Genomic DNA, 22,563 nt, shown 5'->3' on the forward strand with positions numbered 1-22,563 from the left:
AGACATGTTCAGGCCAGTGGTACGGCGTTAAACGGAACCTCCGCGACCGACTGGAACCGGGGTCTCCGACCTGTGGGGGTGCCGTCACATCAGCGGGGTGAGGAAGCGGCGCAGCCGCTCCTCGTACTGCTCCGGGTCCGGATTCCACATGGCGCCGTGCGGGGCGTCCGGCACGGTGTGCAGGGCGACCCGGTCGGGGCGCCGTTCGGCGAGCCGGCGGGAGTACCCCCATGGGGCGACCGTGTCGTCCGGGCCGTGCACGATCAGGGTGGGCACGCTGAGGTGTTCCGGGTCGAACGGGTCCGCGACGTGGTCCGCGCGCAGGTTGGCGCGGCCCTGGGCGGCTCGCACCGCGAGCGGGAGCAGCGCTTCGGGAGTGTGCCGGGCCTGGGCGAGGGCGCGCAGGGTGGCCTCCCAGTTGAGTACCGGGGAGTCGAGGACCAGACCGGAGATCCGCTCGCGCAGGGCCGAGTGGGCGGCGGCGCGCAGCGCCATGGCGGCACCGGTGGACCAGCCGTAGAGGACGACGCGGCGGGCGCCGTAGCGGACGGCGTAGCGGATCGCCGCGTCCAGGTCGCGCCACTCGCTCTCGCCGAGGTGGTTCAGGCCGTCCGGGGGGCGCGGGGCGCCGAGGTCTCCGCGGTAGGCGAGGGCGAGGACCGGCAGGCGGCGGCCGTGCAGGAACCGCATCACGTTCATCGGGTGCTCGCGGGTGGTGCCGAGGCCGTGCACCGCGATCACCCAGGTGTCCCGGTAGTTGGGCACGAACCAGGCGGGCAGCGGACCGAGTTCGCCGGGTACGTCGACGTCGGCGCACTCCAGCCCGAGGGCCGCCCCCGGGTCGCCGATGTGGACGTTGGCGGTGAGCCAGACCTTGTCGCCGGCCTCCAGGGTGCCGTGGGTCACCTGTTCCAGCCGCCGTACGACCGTGTCCGGGGTGTCCGCGGCGGACTCCAGCACGGCGCCGACGACCGCGTGCGAGCCGTCGCCCGCCAGGCCGTAGGTGCCGGGGCGCAGCGAGGCGAGGTCCCGGGTGAGGGTGACGCGGCCGGCCGCGGTGCCGTGCACGGTGAGCCGGGGTTCGGTGGGCAGGGGCCGGCCGGGCGGCGCCTTGAGAGCGGCGTCACTGGCGAGCCGGCCCGCGGCCACGCCGGCCGCGCCGGCGGCGAGTACGGCACCGACGGCCGCGGCCGTGACTTTGACTGGGCGCACCTGTCCAGTGTCGGGGCGGACCCCGCCGGCGGCCAGCGGAGCGGAGCGAGATCGAGCGAGCCTCCGGACCCACATGCCTTACGAACCCGCCTTCCTCACAGACCCGAATTCGTTCGGGACGCACCTTCGGGACACGCCTTCGGGACGCGCGTTCCCGTACCACGCGTCTGCCCCCGCGGCCCGGATTCAGCGCCCGCCCTGGCCGTATCCCCTGAGTTTCTCGGCCGCTCGCGCCATCTGGTCCGGGGAGAGCAGGGTCGGGGACAGGCCCGGGACCGTGGACGCCGTCAGCCAGAGGCGGCACATCCATTCCAGCTGGGCGGTGCGGTCGTAGGCCTCGGAGAGGGTGCCGCCGTAGGTGATCGCGCCGTGGTTGCGGAGGAGGCAGCCGGAGCGGCCGTCCAGGGCCCGGAGCATGTTCTCGGCCAACTCGTCGGTTCCGTAGGTGGCGTACGGGGCGACCCGGACGGCGCCGCCGAGCGCCCCGGACATGTAGTGGATCGCCGGGAGCTCGGGGACGAGCGTCGAGACGGCCGTCGCGTGCAGCGCGTGGGTGTGCACGACGGCACCGGCGCCGGTGCTGCCGTAGACCGCGAGGTGCATCGGCAGTTCGCTGGTCGGGACGAGGGTGCCGAGGACCTGGCGGCCGTCGAGGTCCACGCCGGTCACGTCGTCCGGGGTGAGCCGGTCGTACGGCACTCCCGACGGTGTGACCAGCACGGTGTCGCCGACGCGGACCGAGACGTTGCCGGAGGTGCCGACGACCAGTCCGTCGGCCACCGTGCGGCGGGCCGTGCCGACGAGATCGCGCCAGGCGTCGGCCTCCGCCGGGGTCACGTCGCGCCTCAGCGGTTCCGGCACATCCCGCGCGCCACCGCACCCACCCGTTTCGCCCCGTCCATTCCGTTCGCACCGTTCATCCTGTTCGCCCCACCGCTGCTCAGCCATGGCCCGATCCTGCCAGCCGACGCCCCGGCGGACCGGCGCGGCCGGACACCGCCGCCCGCGCTCGACATCGGATACAACCCTCAGGACAGGAAGCGGCCGGTGATCCGCGCGGCCACGCACGTTGGAACCTCTGCCCCGGGCGGCGGCGGGCCGGCGGCGGGCTGTCGGGTGACCAGAATCTCTTCGGCGGGCCGGTTGGGCGGCCGAAGTCGTTCGCCCGGGGTCACGGGTCAAGCGGCGACTGGGTCGCCGGACCGCAAGCGGAATGACAACCCTCCTTCATCGACACCCCCAAGCCCCTCTCAGTTCATCTGCCGTTCACCCAGGTTGCCTACGGTCCAACAGCCAACGACTTCGAAAGATTGCCTGGGTAAATGGAAAGCTTCTCGCTGATCCTCGCGATTGTGGTGGTCACCGCACTCGCGTTCGATTTCACGAACGGTTTCCACGACACCGCCAACGCGATGGCCACCACCATCTCGACCGGTGCACTCAAGCCCAAGATCGCGGTGGCCATGTCCGCCGCGCTCAATCTGGTGGGCGCCTTCCTCTCCGTGGAGGTCGCCAACACGATCTCCAAGGGGCTCGTCGACGAGAACGGCATCCGTCCCGAGGTCATCTTCGCCGCCCTGGTCGGCGCGATCCTCTGGAACCTGGTGACCTGGCTGGTGGGCCTGCCCTCCAGTTCCTCGCACGCCCTCATGGGCGGTCTGATCGGCGCCACCGTCGCCTCGGCCGGCTTCGGCGCGGTCCACGGCGACGTGCTCGTCACCAAGGTGCTGCTCCCGGCGGTGGCGGCCCCCGTCGTCGCGGGCCTCGCGGCGCTCCTCTCCACCCGCCTCTCCTACACGCTCTCGAAGAACGCCGAGGACGAGGCCACCCGCAAGGGCTACCGGGCCGGCCAGATCGCCTCCGCCGGACTGGTCTCGCTCGCGCACGGCACCAACGACGCGCAGAAGACGATGGGCATCATCACCCTCGCGCTGATCGCCGGCGGCTCCATCGCCCCCGGCTCCAACCCTCCCACCTGGGTCATCCTCTCCGCCGGCCTCGCCATCGCGCTCGGCACGTACATCGGCGGCTGGCGGATCATCCGCACCATGGGCACGGGCCTGACCGACCTTCAGCCGCAGCAGGGCTTCGCCGCCCAGACCAGCGCGGCCACCGCCATCCTGGCCTCCTCCCACCTCGGCTTCTCCCTCTCCACCACGCACGTCGTCTCCGGCTCGGTGATGGGCGCCGGCCTGGGCCGCAAGGGCGGCAAGGTCCGCTGGTCCACCGCGACCCGCATGGTCGTCGCCTGGGTGCTCACCCTCCCGGCGGCCGCCCTGGTCGGCGCGCTCGCCGAGTCCGTGACGGACCTCGGCGACTGGGGCACGGCGGCCGTCGCCGTCTTCCTGGTGGCGGCGAGCGCCACGATCTGGAAGCTGTCCCGCCGCGAGGTCGTGGACAGCAGCAACGTCCTCGGCACCGAGGACGCCGGCGAACCGGCCGGAGTGGTGACCACGGCGATCGCCGCCGTGACCCCGCCGCCCGCGGGCCAGGTCACCGACGGCCTGACGGCCACCATCCCCGCCCCCGCCCCCGCCGCTCCCGCGACCGACCCGGCCGCCACCGTCTGACCCCGAGGAAGAACCCGACATGAACATCGACTGGGCAGCCATCGGCTCCGTCTTCGGCGTCAGCCTCGTGGCCACCGTGGGCCTGGTGACCCTCTTCACCCTCGGCATCAAGGGCCTCTCGGCCCGCGAACGCGCCACCGCGCAGGGCAACTCCGCGGCCCTGGCCGTGACCGCCGCCTACCTCTCCTTCGCGGCCTGCGCGGCAGCCGTGGCCTACGGCATCCACCTGATCGTGGCGAAGGCCTGACCAGGACCGCACCACTCGGCGCAACGGCCCGACCGGGCCGGAAGGCTCCGCTCCGACCCGTTCGGCGCGGAGCCTTCGGCATGCCCCAGAAGCCCCTCTGAACCATCGATGTGGGCCTTCCCACACACTCCCCTCGCAGGTCAACGGCAAGTTGACGGGTCTTCCGGGGGCGTGGTGGACTGCCGGAGCCATGTACGGCGGCAAGAGAGGAAGCCGGTGTGAATCCGGCGCGGTCCCGCCACTGTCACCGGGGTAGCGATCCCCGGGAGCCAGGAACTCTCACCGCCGGTCTCGTCGAACCAGGGCGTGGACACCCTGAGTGAGGACATATCGCCATGCGCGGCTGCCGACCGAGGCGCAGTAACCGGTTCGTACCCGACCCCGCGGCCGGCTGAGCCGATGGGTGCCGATCGCGTCTTCGCGTACGGCGCCGCCGCCGGCCTTCTCGGCGACCTGCTGCTCGGCGATCCGCGCCGGGGGCATCCGGTCGCCGTGTTCGGGCGGGCGGCCGGAGCCGTGGAGCGGGTGCTGTGGCGGGACCACCGCGGGTGGGGCGCCCTGCACACCGCCGTGTGCGCCGGTGGCGCCGTGACGCTGGGCGCCGTCGCCCAGCGGGTCGTACGACCGTCCGCCACCGCTTCCGTCGTACTCACCGCGGCCGCCACCTGGGCCGTCGTCGGGGGCACTTCGCTCTCCCGGGAGGCCCGTGTCATCGGGCGCGCCCTTCAGGCGGGTGACGTCGAGGCGGCCCGGGCGCGGCTGCCGCATCTGTGCGGGCGGGATCCGCAGGCCCTGGACGCCGACGGGATCGCGCGCGCGGTCGTGGAGTCCGTCGCCGAGAACACCAGTGACGCGGTGGTCGGCGCGCTGGTGTGGGGGGCCGTGGCCGGGGTGCCGGGGCTGCTCGGGTTCCGGGCCGTCAACACCCTGGACGCGATGGTCGGGCACAGGTCGGCCCGGTACCGGCGGTACGGGTGGGCCTCGGCACGGCTGGACGACGTGGCGGGCTGGCCGGGGGCACGGCTCACCGCCGTACTCGCCGCCGTGGCCGGCGATGACCCCAGCGGCGCGGTGCGGGCCTGGCGGGCCGACGCGGCGAGGCACCCCAGTCCCAACGCGGGGCCCGTGGAGGCGTCGTTCGCGGGGGCGTTGGGGGTGCGGCTCGGGGGGACGTTGTCGTACGGGGGGCGGGTCGAGCACCGGCCGGTGCTGAACGGGGAGGGGCGGACTGTGGAAGTCGGGGACATCGAACGGGCCGTGGGACTGTCCCGGCGGGTCGGGTGGCTGGCGCTCGGGGCGAGCGCGGCCGCGGCCCTGCTGCGGGGACGGGTCGTGAGGCGCCTGGGGGGTTCCGCGTGAACGGCGGCGGGCTGCTGGTGGCCGGGACCACCTCCGACGCCGGGAAGAGCGTCGTCACCGCCGGAGTCTGCCGGTGGCTGGTGCGGCAGGGGGTGAAGGTCGCGCCGTTCAAGGCGCAGAACATGTCCCTCAACTCCTTCGTCACCCGCGAGGGCGCCGAGATCGGACGGGCGCAGGCCATGCAGGCGCAGGCCTGCCGGGTCGAGCCCACCGCGCTGATGAATCCCGTACTGCTCAAGCCCGGTGGCGAGCAGAGCAGTCAGGTCGTGCTGCTCGGCAAGCCGGTCGGTGAGCTGAGCGCCCGCGGGTATCACGGCGGCCGGCAGCAGCGGCTGCTCGGGACCGTGCTCGACTGTCTGGCCGAGTTGCGGGGCACGTATGACGCGGTGATCTGTGAGGGGGCCGGCAGTCCGGCGGAGATCAACCTGCGCCGGACCGACATCGTGAACATGGGGATCGCGCGCAACGCGCGGCTCCCCGTGCTGGTCGTGGGCGACATCGACCGCGGGGGCGTCTTCGCGTCGTTCTTCGGGACCGTCGCGCTGCTCTCGCCGGAGGACCAGGCACTCGTCGCCGGGTTCCTGGTCAACAAGTTCCGGGGGGACGTGAGCCTGCTGGAGCCCGGCCTCGACATGCTGCACGGGCTCACCGGGCGGCGGACGTACGGAGTGCTGCCCTTCCGGCACGGCCTCGGCATCGACGAGGAGGACGGGCTCCGGGTCTCCCTGCGCGGGACCGTGCGGGAGTCGAACACCGCGCCGCCCGTCGGCGAGGACGTCCTCCGGGTCGCCGTCTGCGCCATCCCCCTGATGTCCAACTTCACGGACGTGGACGCGCTGGCCGCCGAACCGGGCGTCGTGGTGCGGTTCGTGGACCGGCCGGAGGAACTGGCCGACGCGGATCTGGTCGTCGTCCCGGGGACCCGCGGGACGGTCCGGGCCCTGGAGTGGCTGCGGGAGCGGGGCCTCGCGGACGCGCTGCTGCGCCGGGCCGCCGAACAGCGGCCCGTCCTCGGCATCTGCGGTGGCTTCCAGATCCTCGGTCAGCACATCGAGGACGAGGTCGAGAGCCGGCGGGGGCGCGTCGAGGGTCTCGGGGTGCTGCCCCTAAGGGTCCGGTTCGCCCCCGAGAAGATCCTTGCCCGGCCGGAAGGGGTGGCACTCGGCGAACGGGTCGCGGGGTACGAGATCCACCACGGGGTCGCCGAAGTGACCGGCGGCACGCCCTTCCTGGACGGCTGCCGGGTCGGGCAGACCTGGGGCACCCACTGGCACGGCTCCCTGGAGTCGGACGGCTTCCGCCGGGCCTTCCTGCGCGAGGTGGCGGCCGCCGCGGGACGCCGGTTCGTGCCGGCCCCCGACACCTCGTTCGCCGCGCTGCGCGAGGAGCAGCTCGACCGGCTCGGCGACCTGATCGAACAGCACGCGGACACGGACGCGCTCTGGCGGCTCATCGAGTCGGGCGCGCCGCAAGGACTGCCTTTCATTCCACCGGGAGCGCCCGCATGAGCACAGTGTTGTTGTTGTCGACCGCCGACACCGATCTGCTGGCGGCCCGGGCCGCCTCCGGTGCCGGCTACCGGATCGGCAATCCGACGCGCGTCGACGTGACGGCGGAGCTGCCCGCGCTGATCGAGGGCGCGGACATCGCCGTCGTACGGCTGCTCGGGGGCAAGCGGGCCTGGGAGGACGGACTCGCCGCGCTGAAAGCGGCCGGGATCCCGACCGTGCTCCTCGGCGGCGAGACGGTGCCGGACGCCGAGTTGATGGCGGAGTCGTCGGTGCCGGCCGGGGTGGTGGCCGAGGCCCTGAGGTACCTGGTCGAGGGCGGTCCCGCCAACCTGCTGGAGCTGTCCCGGTTCCTCTCCGACACCGTGCTGCTGACCGGCGAGGGGTTCGAGGAGCCGCGGAAGATGCCGGAGTACGGCGTCCACGGCGAGCGTCCCGTGGTCGAGGGCCGGCCGACCGTCGGCGTGCTCTTCTACCGCGCCCATGAACTGAGCGGCAACACCGCCTTCGTGGACACCCTGTGCGACGCGATCGAGGCGCACGGCGCCAACGCCCTCCCGGTGTACTGCGGTTCGCTGCGCGGAGCGGACGCCGGGCTGTACGAGCTGCTGGGCCGGGCCGACGCGCTGGTGGCCACGGTCCTGGCCGCGGGCGGCACGCACGCCTCGGGGGCCTCGGCCGGCGGTGACGAGGAGGCCTGGGACGTCGGCGCGCTCGCCGAGCTGAACGTGCCGGTACTCCAGGGTCTCTGCCTCACCTCCTCGCGCGCCGCCTGGGACGAGTCGGACGCGGCCCTCTCCCCCATGGACGCGGCGATGCAGGTCGCGATCCCGGAGTTCGACGGCCGGCTGATCACGGTCCCGTTCTCCTTCAAGGAACGGGTCGACGACGACGGAGCCGACGTCCCGGTGTACGTCGCCGACCCGGAGCGGGCCGCACGCGTCGCCGGGATCGCCGTACGGCACGCGGTGCTCAGGCACAAGCCGAACGCCGAGAAGAAGGTGGCACTGGTCTTCACCGCGTACCCGACCAAGCACTCCCGGGTCGGCAACGCGGTCGGTCTGGACACGCCCGCGTCGGCGGTGCGGGTGCTGGACGCGCTCCGGGACGCCGGGTACGGCGTGTCCGGACACCCCGCCGAGGGCGACGAGTTGATCCACCGGCTGATCGCGGCCGGCGGGCACGACGTGGAGTGGCTGACCGAGGAGCAGCTGGCGGCCGCACCCGCGCGGGTGCCGCTCGCCGACTACCGGGCGTGGTTCGAGAAGCTCGACCCGGAGCTGCGGGACGCGATGACCGAGGCATGGGGCGAGCCGCCGGGCAGCCTGTACGTGGACGGCGACGACATCGTGCTCGCCTCGCTGCGGTTCGGGAACGTCGTGGTCATGATCCAGCCGCCGCGCGGCTTCGGGGAGAACCCGATCGCGATCTACCACGACCCGGACATGCCGCCGTCGCACCACTACATGGCGGCCTACCGGTGGCTGGAGAACAGTTTCGGCGCGGACGCGATCGTGCACATGGGCAAGCACGGCACGATGGAGTGGCTGCCCGGCAAGGGCCTCGGGCTGAGCGCCGGCTGCGCTCCGGACGCGGTCCTCGGCGACCTGCCGCTGATCTACCCGTTCATCGTCAACGACCCCGGCGAGGGCACCCAGGCCAAGCGGCGCGGCCATGCCACCGTCGTCGACCACCTGGTGCCTCCGATGGCCCGTGCCGACACCTACGGAGACCTGGCCAAGCTGGAGCAGCTGCTCGACGAGTACGCGCTGGTCTCCGACCTGGACCCCACCAAGGCGCCGGCCGTGCGCGCGCAGATCTGGACGCTGGTCAAGGCGGCCGAGCTGCACCACGACCTGCATGTGGACGAGCAGCCGGAGGACGACGACTTCGACTCGTTCGTCATGCACATCGACGGCTATCTGTGCGAGATCAAGGACGTGCAGATCCGTGACGGGCTGCACATCCTCGGCGGCGGCCCGGTCGGCGAGCCGCGGGTGAACCTGGTGCTGGCCGTGCTGCGGGCCTCGCAGGTGTGGGGCGGGCAGGCGAACGCGCTGCCGGGTCTCCGGGCCGCCTTCGCCGCTCATTTCGGGCTGGTGGAGAAGGACCTCCTCGCGGAGCCGGGGGCGCCGGTGAAGGTGCCGGCGGAGTTGACGGACCTGGTCGAGGGCCCCGCCCGGACGGCCGCCGACGCCGTCGACCTGCTGGAGCAGCTGTGCCGCCGGGTCGCGGAGGGCATGGAGCGGCGGGGCTGGGCGACGGCCGAGAGCCGTCCGCTCGTACGGGAGGTCGTCGGCACCGAACTGCCCGACGCCGTCGCGGTGCTGGAGTTCGCGTGCGACGAGGTCGTGCCGAGGCTGGCGCGGACGACGGACGAGATCGGGCACATCCTGCGCGCCCTGGACGGCGGTTACGTCCCGGCGGGCCCGTCCGGCTCCCCCACCCGTGGCCTGGTCAACGTGCTGCCGACCGGCCGGAACTTCTACTCGGTCGACCCCAAGGCCATTCCGTCCCGGCTGAGCTGGGAGGTCGGCCAGTCGCTGGCGGACTCGCTCGTGCAGCGATACCTGGCCGACACCGGCGAGTACCCGAAGTCGGTCGGCCTGACGGTCTGGGGCACGTCGGCGATGCGCACCCAGGGCGACGACATCGCGGAGATCCTGGCGCTGCTCGGCTGCCGTCCGGTGTGGGACGAGGCGTCGCGGCGGGTGACCGGCTTCGAGGTGGTCCCGCTCGCCGAGCTGGGCCGGCCGCGCATCGACGTCACGGTCCGCATCTCGGGCTTCTTCCGGGACGCGTTCCCGCACGTGGTCGGGCTGATCGACGACGCGGTGCGGGCGGTGGCCGAACTGGACGAGCCCGCCGGGTCCAACTACGTGAAGGCGCACGCCGACGAGGACACCGCGGAGCACGGTGACCGGCGGCGCGCGACCGCCCGGGTCTTCGGCTCCAAGCCGGGCGCGTACGGCGCAGGGCTGCTGCCGCTGATCGACGCCCGCAACTGGCGCTCCGACGCGGACCTCGCCGAGGTGTACGCGGTCTGGGGCGGCTACGCCTACGGCCGCGGGCTCGACGGCCGGGCGGCGCGCGGGGACATGGAGACCGCGTTCAAGCGGATCGCCGTCGCCGCGAAGAACGTCGACACCCGCGAGCACGACCTGGTGGACGCCGACGACTACTTCCAGTACCACGGCGGCATGGTCGCCATGGTCCGCCATCTGACCGGCGCCAACCCCGAGGCGTACGTGGGCGATTCGGCCACCCCGGACCAGGTGCGGACCCGGACGCTGGGCGAGGAGACGCACCGCGTCTTCCGGGCGCGGGTGGTCAACCCCCGCTGGATGGCGGCCATGCGCCGGCACGGCTACAAGGGCGCCTTCGAGATGGCGGCGACCGTCGACTACCTCTTCGGGTACGACGCCACCGCGGGCGTGGTCGACGACTGGATGTACGAGAAGCTCAGCGCCGAGTACGTCTTCGACGCGGAGAACCGGGACTTCATGAGGAAGTCCAACCCGTGGGCGTTGCGCGGCATCACCGAACGGCTCCTGGAGGCCGCCGACCGGGGTCTGTGGGCCGAGCCGGACGCGGACACCCTGGAGCGGCTGCGCGCCACGTATCTGGAGCTGGAAGGCGACTTGGAGGGCGACGAGAAGTGAGTACCCCGTTCCCGTTCACGGCCGTCGTCGGCCAGGACGACCTGCGGCTGGCACTGCTGCTGAACGCCGTCTCCCCGGCGGTCGGCGGGGTGCTGGTGCGCGGCGAGAAGGGCACCGCGAAGAGCACCGCCGTACGTGCCCTGTCGGCGCTGCTGCCGGCCGTGGACGTCGTCGCCGGCTGCCGTTTCTCCTGTGATCCGGCCGCGCCCGACCCGGCCTGCCCGGACGGCCCGCACAACCCGCCCGGCGCCTTCGAGTCCCGTCCGGCGCGCATGGTCGAGCTGCCGGTGGGTGCGTCCGAGGACCGGCTGGTGGGCGCGCTGGACATCGAGCGGGCGCTCGCCGAGGGCGTGAAGGCCTTCGAGCCGGGTCTGCTGGCCGACGCGCACCGCGGGATCCTCTACGTCGACGAGGTCAACCTCCTCCACGACCACCTGGTCGACCTGCTGCTGGACGCGGCGGCGATGGGCGCGTCGTACGTGGAGCGCGAGGGTGTCTCGGTGCGGCACGCGGCCAGGTTCCTGCTGGTCGGCACCATGAACCCCGAAGAGGGCGAACTGCGGCCGCAGTTGCTCGACCGGTTCGGGCTGACGGTGGAGGTGGCCGCGTCGCGCGAGCCCGACCAGCGGGTGGAGGTGGTACGGCGGCGGCTCGCCTACGACGACGACCCGGCCGGTTTCACGGCGCGTTGGGCCGACGAGGAGGCGGCTGTCCGGCAACGGATCGTGGCGGCACGGGAGTTGCTGCCGTCGGTGCGGCTGGGCGACGGGGCGCTGCGGCAGATCGCGGCGACCTGCGCGGCCTTCGAGGTGGACGGCATGCGCGCCGACATCGTGATGGCGCGGACCGCCACCGCGCTCGCCGCGTGGGCCGGGCGGACCGTCGTACTGGCCGAGGACGTACGGCAGGCCGCGCTGCTCGCGCTGCCGCACCGCAGGCGCCGCAACCCCTTCGACGCGCCGGGCCTCGACGAGGACCGGCTGGACCAGACCCTGGAGGAGTTCTCCGGGGAGGACGAGAGCGACGACGACCCGGACCCGGACGGCCCCGGTGGCGGTGGCGGCCGGCCGGCGCCCGAGGACGGCGGCCCCCAGGGCGGCGACAGCGGCGCGCGGCCCGAGGCGGCCGAGGACGGCGAGCCGCAGGCCGCCGGCGCGGGCGAGCAGTCTCCCGTACGGGCCGCCGAGCCCTTCCGCACCAAGGTGCTGAGCGTGCCCGGGATCGGTGAGGGGGCCGCCGGGCGGCGGTCCCGGGCGCGGACCGAGCACGGGCGGACCACGGGTGCGCGCCGGCCTCGGGGTGCCCTGACCAAGCTGCACCTGGCGGCGACCGTGCAGGCCGCCGCCCCGCACCAGCGGGCCCGCGGCCGGTCCGGTCCTGGGCTCGTGATCCGGCGGGACGACCTGCGGCAGGCGGCCCGGGAGGGCCGTGAGGGCAACCTCGTGCTGTTCGTGGTCGACGCGTCCGGGTCGATGGCGGCCCGGCAGCGGATGAGTGCCGTGAAGGGGGCCGTGCTGTCGCTGCTCCTCGACGCCTACCAGCGGCGCGACAAGGTGGGGCTGGTGACGTTCCGCGGCTCGTCGGCCGAGGTGGCGCTGCCGCCGACCTCGTCGGTGGACGCGGCGGCGGCCCGGCTGGAGTCGCTGCCGACGGGCGGGCGTACCCCGCTCGCGGCCGGGCTGCTCAAGGCGCACGACGTGCTGCGGGTGGAGCGGTTGCGGGACCCGGCGCGGCGGGCGCTGGTGGTCGTGGTGACGGACGGGCGGGCCACCGGTGGTCCGGAGCCGGTCGCGCTCGCCGGGCGGGCGGCCCGGCTGTTCGCGGCCGAGGGGGTCGCCTCGGTGGTCGTGGACTGCGAGTCGGGGCCGGTGCGGCTGGGACTCGCCGGGCAGCTCGCCGGTGAGCTGGGCGGTACCGCGGTGACGCTGGACGAGCTGCGGGCGGACTCGATCGCCGGACTGGTGAAGGACGTACAGAGGAGGGCCGCGTAATGCCGCAGGGACAGCCGAGCGTCGTACCGGACGACGGACTGACGACCCGTCAGCGCCGGAACCGGCCGCTGGTCGTGGTGCACACGGGCGTCGGCAAGGGCAAGTCCACCGCCGCGTTCGGGCTCGCGCTGCGGGCCTGGAACCAGGGGTGGCCGATCGGGGTGTTCCAGTTCGTCAAGTCGGCGAAGTGGAAGGTCGGCGAGGAGAACGCGCTGCGGGTGCTGGGCGCCTCCGGCGAGGGCGGGACCGTCGACTGGCACAAGATGGGCGAGGGGTGGTCCTGGGTCCAGCGCGACGCGCAGATGGACAACGAGGAGAAGGCCCGGGAGGGCTGGGAGCAGGTCAAGCGGGATCTGGCGGCCGAGACGTACCGGCTGTACGTGCTGGACGAGTTCGCGTACCCGATGCACTGGGGGTGGGTGGACACCGACGAGGTGGTCGAGGTGCTGCGGAACCGGCCCGGGACCCAGCATGTCGTGATCACGGGGCGGAACGCGCCGGAGAGGCTGGTCGGCTTCGCCGATCTCGTCACCGACATGTCCAAGGTCAAGCACCCGATGGACGCGGGGCAGAAGGGGCAGAGGGGCATCGAGTGGTGATGTCCTCGTCCGTGCCCCGGCTGGTCGTCGCCGCGCCTTCCTCGGGCAGCGGCAAGACCACCGTCGCCACGGGGCTGATGGCCGCGTTCGCCGGGCGGGGGCTCGCCGTGTCCCCGCACAAGGTCGGACCGGACTACATCGACCCCGGGTACCACGCGCTCGCGACCGGGCGGGTGGGGCGGAACCTCGACGCGTACCTGTGCGGTCCTGAGCTGGTCGGCCCGCTGTTCGCGCACGGTGCGCGCGGCTGCGACCTGGCCGTGGTCGAGGGTGTGATGGGGCTGTACGACGGGGCCGCGGGGGAAGGGGAGCTGGCGTCCACGGCGCAGGTGGCGAAGCTGCTGCGGGCGCCGGTGGTGCTGGTCGTGGACGCGTCGTCGCAGTCCCGGTCGGTGGCGGCGCTGGTGCACGGGTTCGCGTCGTGGGATCCGGAGGTGCGGGTCGGGGGCGTGATCCTGAACAAGGTGGCGTCGGACCGGCACGAGGCGCTGCTGCGGGAGGCGTTGGAGGCTTCCGGGGTGCCGGTGTTCGGGGTGCTGCGGCGGACGGCCCAGGTGCAGACGCCGTCGCGGCATCTGGGGCTGGTGCCGGTCGCCGAGCGGCGGGGGGACGCGGTCGAGGCGGTGGCGGCGATGGCCGCGCAGGTCTCCGACGGCTGTGACCTGGGGGCGCTGATGGAGCTGGCGCGGGGGGCCGGGGCGCTGCCGGGCGCGGCGTGGGACGCTGCTGGGGTTCTGGCGTCGCCCACCCATGACCGCCCGTCTCGGTCGGTCGAGAAGTCACCGCCCGTCGTCGCGGTCGCCGGCGGTGAGGCCTTCACCTTCTCCTATGCCGAGCACACCGAGCTGCTCACCGCCGCCGGGGCCGAGGCCGTCGTCTTCGATCCGTTGCGCGACGGGCAACTGCCCGACGGAACCCGCGGGTTGATCATCGGTGGCGGTTTCCCCGAGGTGTACGCCGCCGAGTTGTCCGCGAACGAGCCGCTGCGGAAGGCCGTCGCCGCCCTCGCGGAGCGCGGTGCTCCCGTCGCCGCCGAGTGTGCCGGGCTGCTCTATCTCTGCCGTGAGCTCGACGGGCTGCCGATGTGCGGCGTGCTGGACGCGGGCGCGCGGATGTCGGAGCGGCTGACTCTCGGCTATCGGGACGCCGTCGCCGTCGGGGACAGTGTGCTGGCCGTCGCCGGTACCCGCATGCGCGGGCACGAGTTCCACCGGACCGTGGTCGAGCCGGGGGCCGGTGCGGCGCCCGCCTGGGGCGTGCGGACGCCCCGGCCGCGGGTCGAGGGTTTTGTACAGCGGGGTGTGCACGCGAGTTATCTGCACACGCACTGGGCGGCCGAGCCCGGTGTGGCCCGAAGGTTCGTGGAGAGGTGCCGGACGTCATGAGCAGCAGCAGGTTGACCGGTGTCGGCGTGGGGCCCGGCGACCCCGAGCTGGTGACCGTGAAGGGTGTCAACGCCCTGCGCGCCGCCGATGTGGTGGTGGTGCCGGTCATGGACAGCGGGGAGCGCGGGCGCGCCGAGGCGACCGTGCTGCACTACGTCGGCCGGGAGAAGGTCGTACGGGTCGTGTTCGCGCTGAACGAGCGCAGTGACCGGGGGCGGCGGGAGGCCGCCTGGGACGCGGCGGGCGCGAAGGTGGCCGAGCTGCTGCGCGCGCACGGGTCGGTCGCGTTCGCCACCATCGGCGACCCGAATGTCTATTCGACGTTCACGTATCTCGCGCAGACCATCGCCGGTCTGGTGCCCGGTGTCGTCGTGGAGACCGTGCCCGGGATCACCGCCATGCAGGATCTCGCCGCCCGTTCCGGTGCCGTGCTCACCGAGGGCACCGAGCCGCTGACGCTCGTGCCGGTGACGGCGGGCACCGAGGTGCTGAAGGACGCGCTGAGCGGGCCGGGGACGGTGGTGGCGTACAAGTTCGGGCGGCAGGCCGGTGAGGTGGTGGCGGCGCTGCGGGAGACCGGGCGGGTCGAGGACGCGGTGTGGGGGTCGGCGCTGGGGCTGGACGAGGAGTCCATCCGGCCGGCCGCGGAGCTCGACGGCTCGCCGCTGCCGTACCTCTCCACGCTCATCGCGCCGCCGCGCCGGGACGCCGGCAGAGGCGGGAAGCTGTGAGCACCGGGGCGTCAGCCGGAGATGCCCACCACCAGCCAGATGAAGGCGGCGCCCGCCACCGTGCACAGCAGTGTCGAGCGGGCCGGGTGCTCGTGGTGGGCCTCGGGCAGGATCTCGGCGGCGGCCAGATAGAGCAGGACGCCGCCGAAGAGGCCGAGATAGCCGCCGAGCACGGCCTCGGGGACGGTGACGAAGACCGTGGACACGGCACCCAGGACGGGTGCGCAGGCGTCCGCGATCAGCATGCCTATCGCCCGGCGGCGCGCGTTGCCGTACAGGCTCGTGATGGTGAACGTGTTGAAGCCGTCGGCGAAGTCGTGCGCGATCACCGCCAGCGCCACCGCCGCGCCCATGCCGCCGCCCACCTGGAAGGCCGCGCCGATCGCCACGCCGTCCATCGCGCTGTGGCCGACCATCGCGCCGGCCGCCGTCAGGCCCACCTCGGGCGCCCGGTGGTGGTCGTGCTCGTCCCCGCCGTGCGCGGCCTGGCGGGCGGCGAGGGTCCGTTCGACCAGATGGGCCAGCAGGAAACCGGCCACGAACAGCAGCAGGGCTGCCGGTACGCCGAAGATGTCACGGCCGGCCGCGCGCAGCGCCTCCGGCAGCAGGTCGAGGCCGACCACCCCGAGCATCAGACCGCCGGCCAGGCCCAGGACCAGGTGACGACGGTCGGTCACGCGCTGTGCCGTCCAGCCGCCGGCCAGCGTCATCAGGAACGCGCCGAGCGCGACGAAGACCGCCATGTGCCCTTGCTATCCGATCAACCGGCCCCAGCGCACATCCAGCAGCACCAGTAACACCTTTTGTCCAGAGAGGACCGAATTTCCATGGCCGATGCCGCCGCCTCCGCCACTGTCTCCGGCGACACTCCCGCCGGCAAGGTGACCTTCGTCGGTGCCGGCCCCGGCGCCGCCGATCTGCTGACGTTCCGGGCCGCCCGCGCGATCGCCGAGGCCGACGTGGTGATCTGGGCCGCGAGCCTGGTCCAGGCGGAGGTCCTGGAGCACGCGCGCGAGGGCGCGGAGATCCTGGACTCCGCGACGATGTCCCTGGAGGACGTCGTCGCCGTGTACGAGCGGGCCCGGGCCGACGGGCTGCGGGTCGCCCGGATCCACTCCGGCGACCCCGCCCTCTGGGGTGGCACCCAGGAGCAGGTCGACCGGTGCGCCGGCATCGGCGTCGAGGTCGAGATCGTGCCGGGCGTCTCCTCCTTCTCGGCCGTGGCCGCGCTCGCCCAGCGCGAGCTGACCATCCCCGAGGTCGCGCAGTCCGTCGTGCTCACCCGGCTCGGCGGCGGCAAGACCCCGATGCCGCCGGGCGAGGAGGTACGGGAGTTCGCCCGCCACGGCACCACCATGGCGATCTTCCTGTCCGCCGCGCGCAGCGGACAGCTGGTGCGGGAGCTGCTGGAGGGCGGCTATCCGACGTCGACGCCGGTCGTCGTCGCCTACCAGGCGACCTGGCCGGAGGAGCTGGTCGTGCGGTGCACGATCGAGACGCTGGAGGAGACGGTCAAGGAGCACAGGCTCTGGAAGCACACCCTCTTCCTGGTCGGCCCGGCCCTGGACGCGCACGGCACCCGCTCGCACCTCTACCACCCCGGCCACTTCCACGGCTTCCGCAAGGCCGACCCGGAGGCCCGCCGGGCGCTGCGGGAACGGGGGGCGAGCACGTGATCACGGTCGTCGGTACGGGGACGGGGACGCCCCTTCCCCCGGACGTGGCGGCCGGTGCCGGGCTGGTCGTCGGCGGGCGCCGGCATCTGGACGCGGTACGGCTGCCGGAGGGGGCCGAGCGGGTCGTGCTCGGCCCGCTCGCGCCGGCCCTCGACGTCATCGAGCGGCATCTGGAGAAGGAGAGCCGGGTGCTCGTGCTGGCCTCCGGCGACCCCGGGTTCTTCGGCATCGTGCGGGTGCTGGCGGAGCGGTTCGGGGCGGACCGGCTGGAGGTGCGGGCCGGGGTGTCGTCCGTCGCCGCCGCCTTCGCGCGGGCGGGACTGCCCTGGGACGACGCCGTGGTGGTGAGCGCGCACGGCCGGGACCTGCGCACGGCGGTCAACGTCTGCCGCGCGCACCCGAAGGTGGCGGTGCTGACGGGACCGGGCGCGGGCCCGGCGGAGCTGGGGGCCGCGCTGCGGCACGCCTGCGGCACACCGCCGGGAGCGACGGCCCACGCGTCCGGCACCCGGGTCCTCGTCGTGGCGAGCGCGCTCGGCGATCCGGTACGGGAACGGGTGGACCGGGTCACGCCCGCCGAGGCCGCCGGCCGTGACTGGGGGGCCGACGTCAGCGTGGTGCTGTGCCTCGACGAGACGCGGGTGCCCGGGGGCGTCCGTACGGTGGCCGGGGCTGCGGCCGGGCCCGCCGGATGGGCCCTGGACGAGGGCGAGTTCACGCACCGCGACTCGATGATCACCAAGTTCGAGGTACGGGCGCTGGCGCTGGCCCGGCTCGGGCCCCGGCTCGGCGACCTGGTCTGGGACGTCGGCGCGGGCTCCGGGTCCGTGGCCGTGGAGTGCGCGCGGCTGGGTGCCGCCGCCGTCGCCGTGGAGAAGACGGCGGACGGGGCGGCGCGGATCGCCGCCAACGCACGGGCGCACGGCGTGTACGTGGACGTGCGGCACGGCTCGGCACCCGGACTGCTGGGCGAACTGCCCGATCCGGACGCCGTGTTCGTCGGCGGAGGCGGGGCCGAGCTGCCCGCCGTCGTCACCGCGTGCGCGGTGCGGGCCCGGCGGACGGTGGTGGTCGCGATGGCCGCCCTGGACCGGGTGCCGGCGGCCCGCGCGGCACTCACCGGTGCCGGGTTCTCCTGCGACGGCGTGCTGTTGCAGTCCTCGCGCCTCGCGCCGCTGCCGGGTGATGTGACCCGGCTGGCGGCCACCAACCCCGTGTTCCTGCTGTGGGGGACGCGAACCCCCTCTTCCGAAGAAGGAGTTGCTCAGTGATCGGCCTGATTTCCGCCACCGCGGCGGGGGCGGCGGCACGCGACCGGCTGGCCGCGGCCTGGCCGGACCGTACGCGGGTGTACGCCGGCCCGGTCGGGGACGCCGTGCGGTCCGCGTTCGCGGAGTGCGAGCAGCTGGTGTGTTTCCTGGCCACCGGTGCGGTGGTGCGGCTGATCGCCCCGCTGCTGGGCGAGAAGGCCACCGACCCCGGTGTGGTGTGTGTCGACGAGGGCGGCCGGTTCGCGGTGTCGCTGGTCGGCGGGCACGGCGGCGGGGCGAACGGCCTCGCCCGTGAGGTGGCCGAGGTGCTGGCCGCGCAGCCGGTGGTGACCACCGCGACCGACGCCGTCGGGCTGCCCGGGCTCGACACCCTCGGCTTCCCGGTCGAGGGCTCGGTGGCCGCCGTGTCGCGGGCACTGCTGGACGGTGAACCGGTGGCGCTGCGCGCCGAGTTCCCGTGGCCGCTGCCCCCGCTGCCGCTGGTGGCGGAGGGTGCCTGTACGGTCCGGCTGACCGACCGCGCGGTCGAACCCGGCGAGCACGAGGTGCTGTTGCGCCCGCCGTCCCTCGTCGTCGGGGTCGGCGCCTCCAAGGGGGCCCCGGCCGACGCGGTGCACGCACTGGTCGAGGACGCCCTGCGGGACGCGGGACTGTCCCCGCGCAGCGTCGCCGAACTCGCCACCGTGGACGCCAAGGCCGGGGAGCCCGGGATCGTGGCGGCCGCCGCCCGGTTCGGGGTGCCCCTGGTGACGTACTCCGCGGCGGAGCTGGCCGCGGTGGAGGTGCCCAACCCGTCCGCGGCGCCGCTCGCCGCCGTCGGCACGCCCTCCGTCGCGGAGGCCGCCGCGCTGGTCGGCGGCGGTGAACTCCTCGTCCCCAAGCGTAAGTCCGGGGGCCTGCCCGCGATGGCGACCTGCGCGGTCGTACGACGGCCCGCGCGCGGCCGGCTCGCCGTGGTCGGGCTCGGCCCCGGCGCCCGCGACCTGCTCACCCCGCGTGCCAGGGACGAACTCCGGCGTGCCGCCGTGCTGGTCGGCCTCGACCAGTACGTGGACCAGATCCGAGACCTGCTGCGGCCCGGGACCCGGATCCTGGAGTCGGGGCTCGGGGCCGAGGAGGAGCGGGCGCGCACGGCGGTCGCCGAGGCGCGGGCCGGGCAGGCCGTCGCTCTGATCGGCAGCGGGGACGCCGGCGTGTACGCCATGGCCTCCCCCGCGCTCGCCGAGGCCTCCGACGACATCGACGTGATCGGTGTGCCCGGTGTCACCGCGGCGCTCGCGGCCGGGGCGATCCTCGGCGCGCCGCTCGGCCACGACCATGTCTCGATCAGCCTCTCCGACCTGCACACGCCGTGGGAGGTCATCGAGCGCCGGGTGCGCGCGGCGGCCGAGGCGGACATCGTGGTGACGTTCTACAACCCGCGTTCCCGGGGCCGGGACTGGCAGCTGCCCAAGGCGCTCGCGATCCTCGCCGAGCACCGCGCGCCGGCGACACCCGTGGGTGTCGTGCGCAACGCCTCGCGGGCCGACGAGTCGAGCCGGCTGACCACACTGGGCGGTCTCGACCCGGCATGGGTCGACATGATGACGGTCGTGACCGTGGGCAACACGGCCACCCGGAACGTCGCCGGGCGTATGGTCACCCCGCGCGGCTACCGCTGGCAGACGTCCGAGGAGGGCGCCGAGTGAACCGTGTGGTCCACCCCATCGAGCAGGAGTCCTTCCGACGGCTGCGGTCCCGCCTGGACACCTCGCATCTCCCGCCGCTGACCCGGGCCGTGGTGGAGCGGGTCATCCACTCCGCCGCGGACCTGGAGTACGCCACCGATCTCGTGACCGACGAGGCCGACCTGGCGAAGGCGCATGCCGCGCTGCACGCCGGGGCGCCGGTCGTCGTGGACGTGGAGATGGTCGCGGCCGGGATCACCCGCCGGAAGACCGTGTGCCGGCTGAAGGACGCCGAGTCCGGTCCGGGCCTGACCCGTTCGGCGCACGCGATCCGCCTCGCGTACGAGCAGGTCGGCCCCGGCGCCCTCTGGGTGATCGGCTGTGCGCCGACCGCCCTGGAGGAGCTGCTGACGCTGGACGCCGCCCCCGCGCTCGTCATCGGGCTGCCCGTCGGGTTCGTCGGCGCCGCCGAGTCCAAGGCCGCGTTGCGGGCGAGCGGGCTGCCCGCCGTCAGCAACGTGTCCGAGAAGGGCGGCTCGGCGGTCGCCGCCGCCGCGCTCAACGCCTTGCTGTACCAACCCACTTCCGAGGAGACCCTGTGACCACCCCGCCCGCCCTGCTCATCGCCGGCCATGGCACCCGGGACGACGCCGGGGCCGAGGCGTTCCGTGACTTCGTACGGGAGCTGGGCCGCCGCCACCCCGAACTGCCCGTCGCCGGCGGCTTCATCGAGCTGTCCCCGCCGCCGTTGGGCGATGCCGTCGCCGAGTTGGTGGAGCGGGGGGTACGCCGGTTCGCCGCGGTGCCGCTGATGCTGGTCTCCGCCGGGCACGCCAAGGGTGACATCCCGGCCGCGCTGGCCCGGGAGAAGGAACGGCACCCGGGGATCTCGTACACGTACGGACGTCCGCTGGGACCGCACCCCTCGCTGCTGGCCGTCCTGGAGCGGCGCCTGGACGAGGCGCTGGGCGGCTCCTCGCGGGCGGTCGAGGACCGCGCCGACGTGACCGTGCTGCTGGTGGGCCGGGGTTCCACCGACCCCGACGCCAACGCCGAGGTGCACAAGGCGGCCCGGCTGCTGTGGGAGGGCCGCGGGTACGCGGGGGTGGAGACGGCGTTCGTGTCGCTGGCCGCGCCGGACGTGCCGGGCGGGCTCGACCGGTGTCTGAAACTGGGGGCGCGCCGGATCGTGGTCCTGCCGTACTTTCTGTTCACCGGGATCCTGCCGGACCGGGTGCGGCAGCAGACCGAGGGCTGGGGGGCCGCGCACCCGGAGGTCGAGGTGCGTTCGGCGGACGTCATCGGGCCCGAGCCGGAGCTGCTCGACCTGGTGATGGAGCGGTACCGGGAGGCGGTCAAGGGTGATCTGCGGATGAACTGCGACTCGTGCGTGTACCGGATCGCGCTGCCCGGTTTCGAGGACAAGGTGGGCCTGCCGCAGCAGCCGCACTTCCACCCGGACGACGAAGGCCACCATCACGGCCAGGGGCACCACCATCATCACGACGGGCATGCCCATGCGCACTGAGGAAGGTTCCAGAGGCGGCCACGACCTGCGCCACCACGGCGACGCCGAGGTCCGCGACGACGGTTCCGCCCTCGTCGACCTCGCCGTCAACGTGCGCGCCGACACTCCCCCGGTCTGGCTGCGGGAGCGGATCGCCGGGTCGCTGGCCGCGCTCGCCGCCTATCCCGACGGGCGGGGGGCGCGGGCCGCGGTGGCGGAGCGGCACGGGCTGCCGGTGGAACGGGTCCTGCTGACGGCCGGTGCGGCGGAGGCGTTCGTGCTGCTGGCGCGGGCGCTGAAGGTGCGGCGGCCGGTGGTGGTGCATCCGCAGTTCACCGAGCCGGAGGCGGCGCTGCGGGACGCCGGGCACACCGTGGACCGGGTGCTGCTGCGGGAGGCGGACGGCTTCCGGCTGGATCCGGCGCTGGTGCCGGAGGACGCCGACCTGGTGCTGATCGGCAACCCCACGAATCCCACGTCGGTGCTGCACCCGGCCGAGGCGATCGTGCGGCTGGCCAGGCCCGGACGGACGCTGGTGGTCGACGAGGCGTTCATGGACGCGGTGCCGGGCGAGCGGGAGGCGCTGGCCGGCCGGACCGACGTGCCGGGTCTGGTGGTGCTGCGGAGCCTGACGAAGACGTGGGGGCTGGCCGGACTGCGGATCGGCTACGTGCTGGCCGCGCCGGAGGTCGTCGCCGACTTGGCGCGGGCCCAGCCGTTGTGGCCGGTGTCGACGCCGGCGCTGGCGGCGGCCGAGGCGTGTGTGGCGCCGCGCGCGCTGGCGGAGGCGGCGCACGCGGCGCACCGGATCGCGGCCGACCGGGCCCATCTGGTGGCGGGGCTGGAGGAGTTCGCGCCGGAGGGGGTGCGGGTGGCCGGGCCCGCGGAGGGGCCGTTCGTGCTCGTCCGGATGCGCGGGGCTGCCGCCGTGCGCCGGCAACTGCGGACGCTGGGGTTCGCCGTGCGGCGGGGGGACACGTTCCCCGGGCTGGACGAGGAGTGGGTGCGGATCGCCGTGCGGGACCGGGTGGTGGTGAACCGGTTTCTACAGGCGTTCGATCAGGCGCTGGTGTTGATACGCGCCTGAGCGGAGGGAACCGCGGGCCGGTGCGCGGCTGGGGGTCGTGGCCGGCCGGTCGCGCGGTTCCTCCCCCGGCCTTCGGCCGGGGGTACCCTTG

Annotated in this window: 18 protein-coding genes and 1 riboswitch; of the genes, 15 read left to right on the plus strand and 3 right to left on the minus strand. The window is 74.0% G+C overall.

Annotation, left to right across the window (positions count from 1 at the left end; translation table 11 throughout):
- Window positions 1-84 precede the first annotated feature (84 nt).
- Window positions 85-1,212 carry an alpha/beta hydrolase gene (locus AAW13_RS30215; protein ID WP_046727952.1) on the minus strand — a complete coding sequence of 376 codons (1,128 nt, stop codon included), beginning with the start codon at window positions 1,210-1,212 and terminating at the stop codon, window positions 85-87.
- 186 nt (window positions 1,213-1,398) lie between these two features.
- Window positions 1,399-2,160, minus strand: coding sequence for a class II aldolase/adducin family protein (locus tag AAW13_RS30220; protein WP_079179029.1), 762 nt, complete (start codon window positions 2,158-2,160; stop codon window positions 1,399-1,401).
- Between the two features lie 374 nt (window positions 2,161-2,534).
- Between AAW13_RS30220 and AAW13_RS30225 the strand changes: the two genes are divergently transcribed.
- From AAW13_RS30225 to cobI, 9 genes are all read left to right on the plus strand, one after another.
- The gene (locus AAW13_RS30225) at window positions 2,535-3,782 is read left to right on the plus strand and encodes an inorganic phosphate transporter (RefSeq protein WP_046727950.1); all 1,248 of its coding nucleotides are present in this window, start codon (window positions 2,535-2,537) and stop codon (window positions 3,780-3,782) included.
- 19 nt (window positions 3,783-3,801) lie between these two features.
- Window positions 3,802-4,029 (plus strand): hypothetical protein, encoded by a 228-nt coding sequence (locus AAW13_RS30230; RefSeq protein WP_046727949.1) that lies wholly within the window; start codon window positions 3,802-3,804, stop codon window positions 4,027-4,029.
- Between the two features lie 158 nt (window positions 4,030-4,187).
- Window positions 4,188-4,327, plus strand: a riboswitch (cobalamin riboswitch).
- Between the two features lie 101 nt (window positions 4,328-4,428).
- Window positions 4,429-5,388 (plus strand): cobalamin biosynthesis protein, encoded by a 960-nt coding sequence (locus tag AAW13_RS30235; protein ID WP_046727948.1) that lies wholly within the window; start codon window positions 4,429-4,431, stop codon window positions 5,386-5,388.
- Complete coding sequence (locus AAW13_RS30240) at window positions 5,385-6,896, plus strand: cobyric acid synthase (protein ID WP_046727947.1); 1,512 nt, start codon at window positions 5,385-5,387, stop codon at window positions 6,894-6,896. Before AAW13_RS30235 ends, AAW13_RS30240 begins: the two co-directional genes overlap by 4 nt.
- Complete coding sequence (cobN, locus tag AAW13_RS30245; RefSeq protein ID WP_046727946.1) at window positions 6,893-10,558, plus strand: cobaltochelatase subunit CobN; 3,666 nt, start codon at window positions 6,893-6,895, stop codon at window positions 10,556-10,558. The genes AAW13_RS30240 and cobN overlap by 4 nt, the downstream gene beginning before the upstream one ends.
- Window positions 10,555-12,549: a putative cobaltochelatase gene (locus AAW13_RS30250; protein WP_046727945.1), complete on the plus strand. Its 1,995-nt coding sequence runs from the start codon at window positions 10,555-10,557 to the stop codon at window positions 12,547-12,549. The genes cobN and AAW13_RS30250 overlap by 4 nt, the downstream gene beginning before the upstream one ends.
- Window positions 12,549-13,148 (plus strand): cob(I)yrinic acid a,c-diamide adenosyltransferase, encoded by a 600-nt coding sequence (gene cobO / locus AAW13_RS30255; RefSeq protein ID WP_046727944.1) that lies wholly within the window; start codon window positions 12,549-12,551, stop codon window positions 13,146-13,148. Before AAW13_RS30250 ends, cobO begins: the two co-directional genes overlap by 1 nt.
- On the plus strand, window positions 13,148-14,533 hold the full coding sequence (locus AAW13_RS30260; protein WP_046727943.1) for a cobyrinic acid a,c-diamide synthase CobB: 1,386 nt from the start codon (window positions 13,148-13,150) through the stop codon (window positions 14,531-14,533). The genes cobO and AAW13_RS30260 overlap by 1 nt, the downstream gene beginning before the upstream one ends.
- Complete coding sequence (cobI, locus tag AAW13_RS30265; RefSeq protein WP_046727942.1) at window positions 14,518-15,264, plus strand: precorrin-2 C(20)-methyltransferase; 747 nt, start codon at window positions 14,518-14,520, stop codon at window positions 15,262-15,264. Before AAW13_RS30260 ends, cobI begins: the two co-directional genes overlap by 16 nt.
- A gap of 11 nt (window positions 15,265-15,275) precedes the next feature.
- Here the strand turns inward: cobI and AAW13_RS30270 are convergent, their stop codons facing one another.
- Window positions 15,276-16,007: a ZIP family metal transporter gene (locus tag AAW13_RS30270; RefSeq protein ID WP_046727941.1), complete on the minus strand. Its 732-nt coding sequence runs from the start codon at window positions 16,005-16,007 to the stop codon at window positions 15,276-15,278.
- An 84-nt stretch (window positions 16,008-16,091) separates the two neighbouring features.
- Here AAW13_RS30270 and cobM point away from each other — a divergent pair, with 84 nt between their 5' ends.
- The 6 genes from cobM to cobC are packed head-to-tail and all read left to right on the plus strand — an operon-like array spanning window position 16,092 to window position 22,472.
- On the plus strand, window positions 16,092-16,940 hold the full coding sequence (cobM, locus tag AAW13_RS30275) for a precorrin-4 C(11)-methyltransferase (protein ID WP_046727940.1): 849 nt from the start codon (window positions 16,092-16,094) through the stop codon (window positions 16,938-16,940).
- Window positions 16,937-18,211 (plus strand): bifunctional cobalt-precorrin-7 (C(5))-methyltransferase/cobalt-precorrin-6B (C(15))-methyltransferase, encoded by a 1,275-nt coding sequence (locus tag AAW13_RS30280; RefSeq protein ID WP_046727939.1) that lies wholly within the window; start codon window positions 16,937-16,939, stop codon window positions 18,209-18,211. Before cobM ends, AAW13_RS30280 begins: the two co-directional genes overlap by 4 nt.
- Window positions 18,208-19,899, plus strand: coding sequence for a precorrin-3B C(17)-methyltransferase (gene cobJ, locus AAW13_RS30285; protein WP_046727938.1), 1,692 nt, complete (start codon window positions 18,208-18,210; stop codon window positions 19,897-19,899). Before AAW13_RS30280 ends, cobJ begins: the two co-directional genes overlap by 4 nt.
- Window positions 19,896-20,480: a precorrin-8X methylmutase gene (locus AAW13_RS30290; protein WP_046727937.1), complete on the plus strand. Its 585-nt coding sequence runs from the start codon at window positions 19,896-19,898 to the stop codon at window positions 20,478-20,480. The genes cobJ and AAW13_RS30290 overlap by 4 nt, the downstream gene beginning before the upstream one ends.
- Complete coding sequence (locus AAW13_RS30295) at window positions 20,477-21,406, plus strand: sirohydrochlorin chelatase (RefSeq protein ID WP_046727936.1); 930 nt, start codon at window positions 20,477-20,479, stop codon at window positions 21,404-21,406. Before AAW13_RS30290 ends, AAW13_RS30295 begins: the two co-directional genes overlap by 4 nt.
- Window positions 21,390-22,472 (plus strand): Rv2231c family histidinol phosphate aminotransferase CobC, encoded by a 1,083-nt coding sequence (gene cobC / locus AAW13_RS30300; protein WP_420855503.1) that lies wholly within the window; start codon window positions 21,390-21,392, stop codon window positions 22,470-22,472. The genes AAW13_RS30295 and cobC overlap by 17 nt, the downstream gene beginning before the upstream one ends.
- Window positions 22,473-22,563 lie beyond the last annotated feature (91 nt).

The sequence above is a fragment of the Streptomyces humi genome (assembly GCF_001005085.2).
Taxonomy (GTDB): domain Bacteria; phylum Actinomycetota; class Actinomycetes; order Streptomycetales; family Streptomycetaceae; genus Streptomyces; species Streptomyces humi.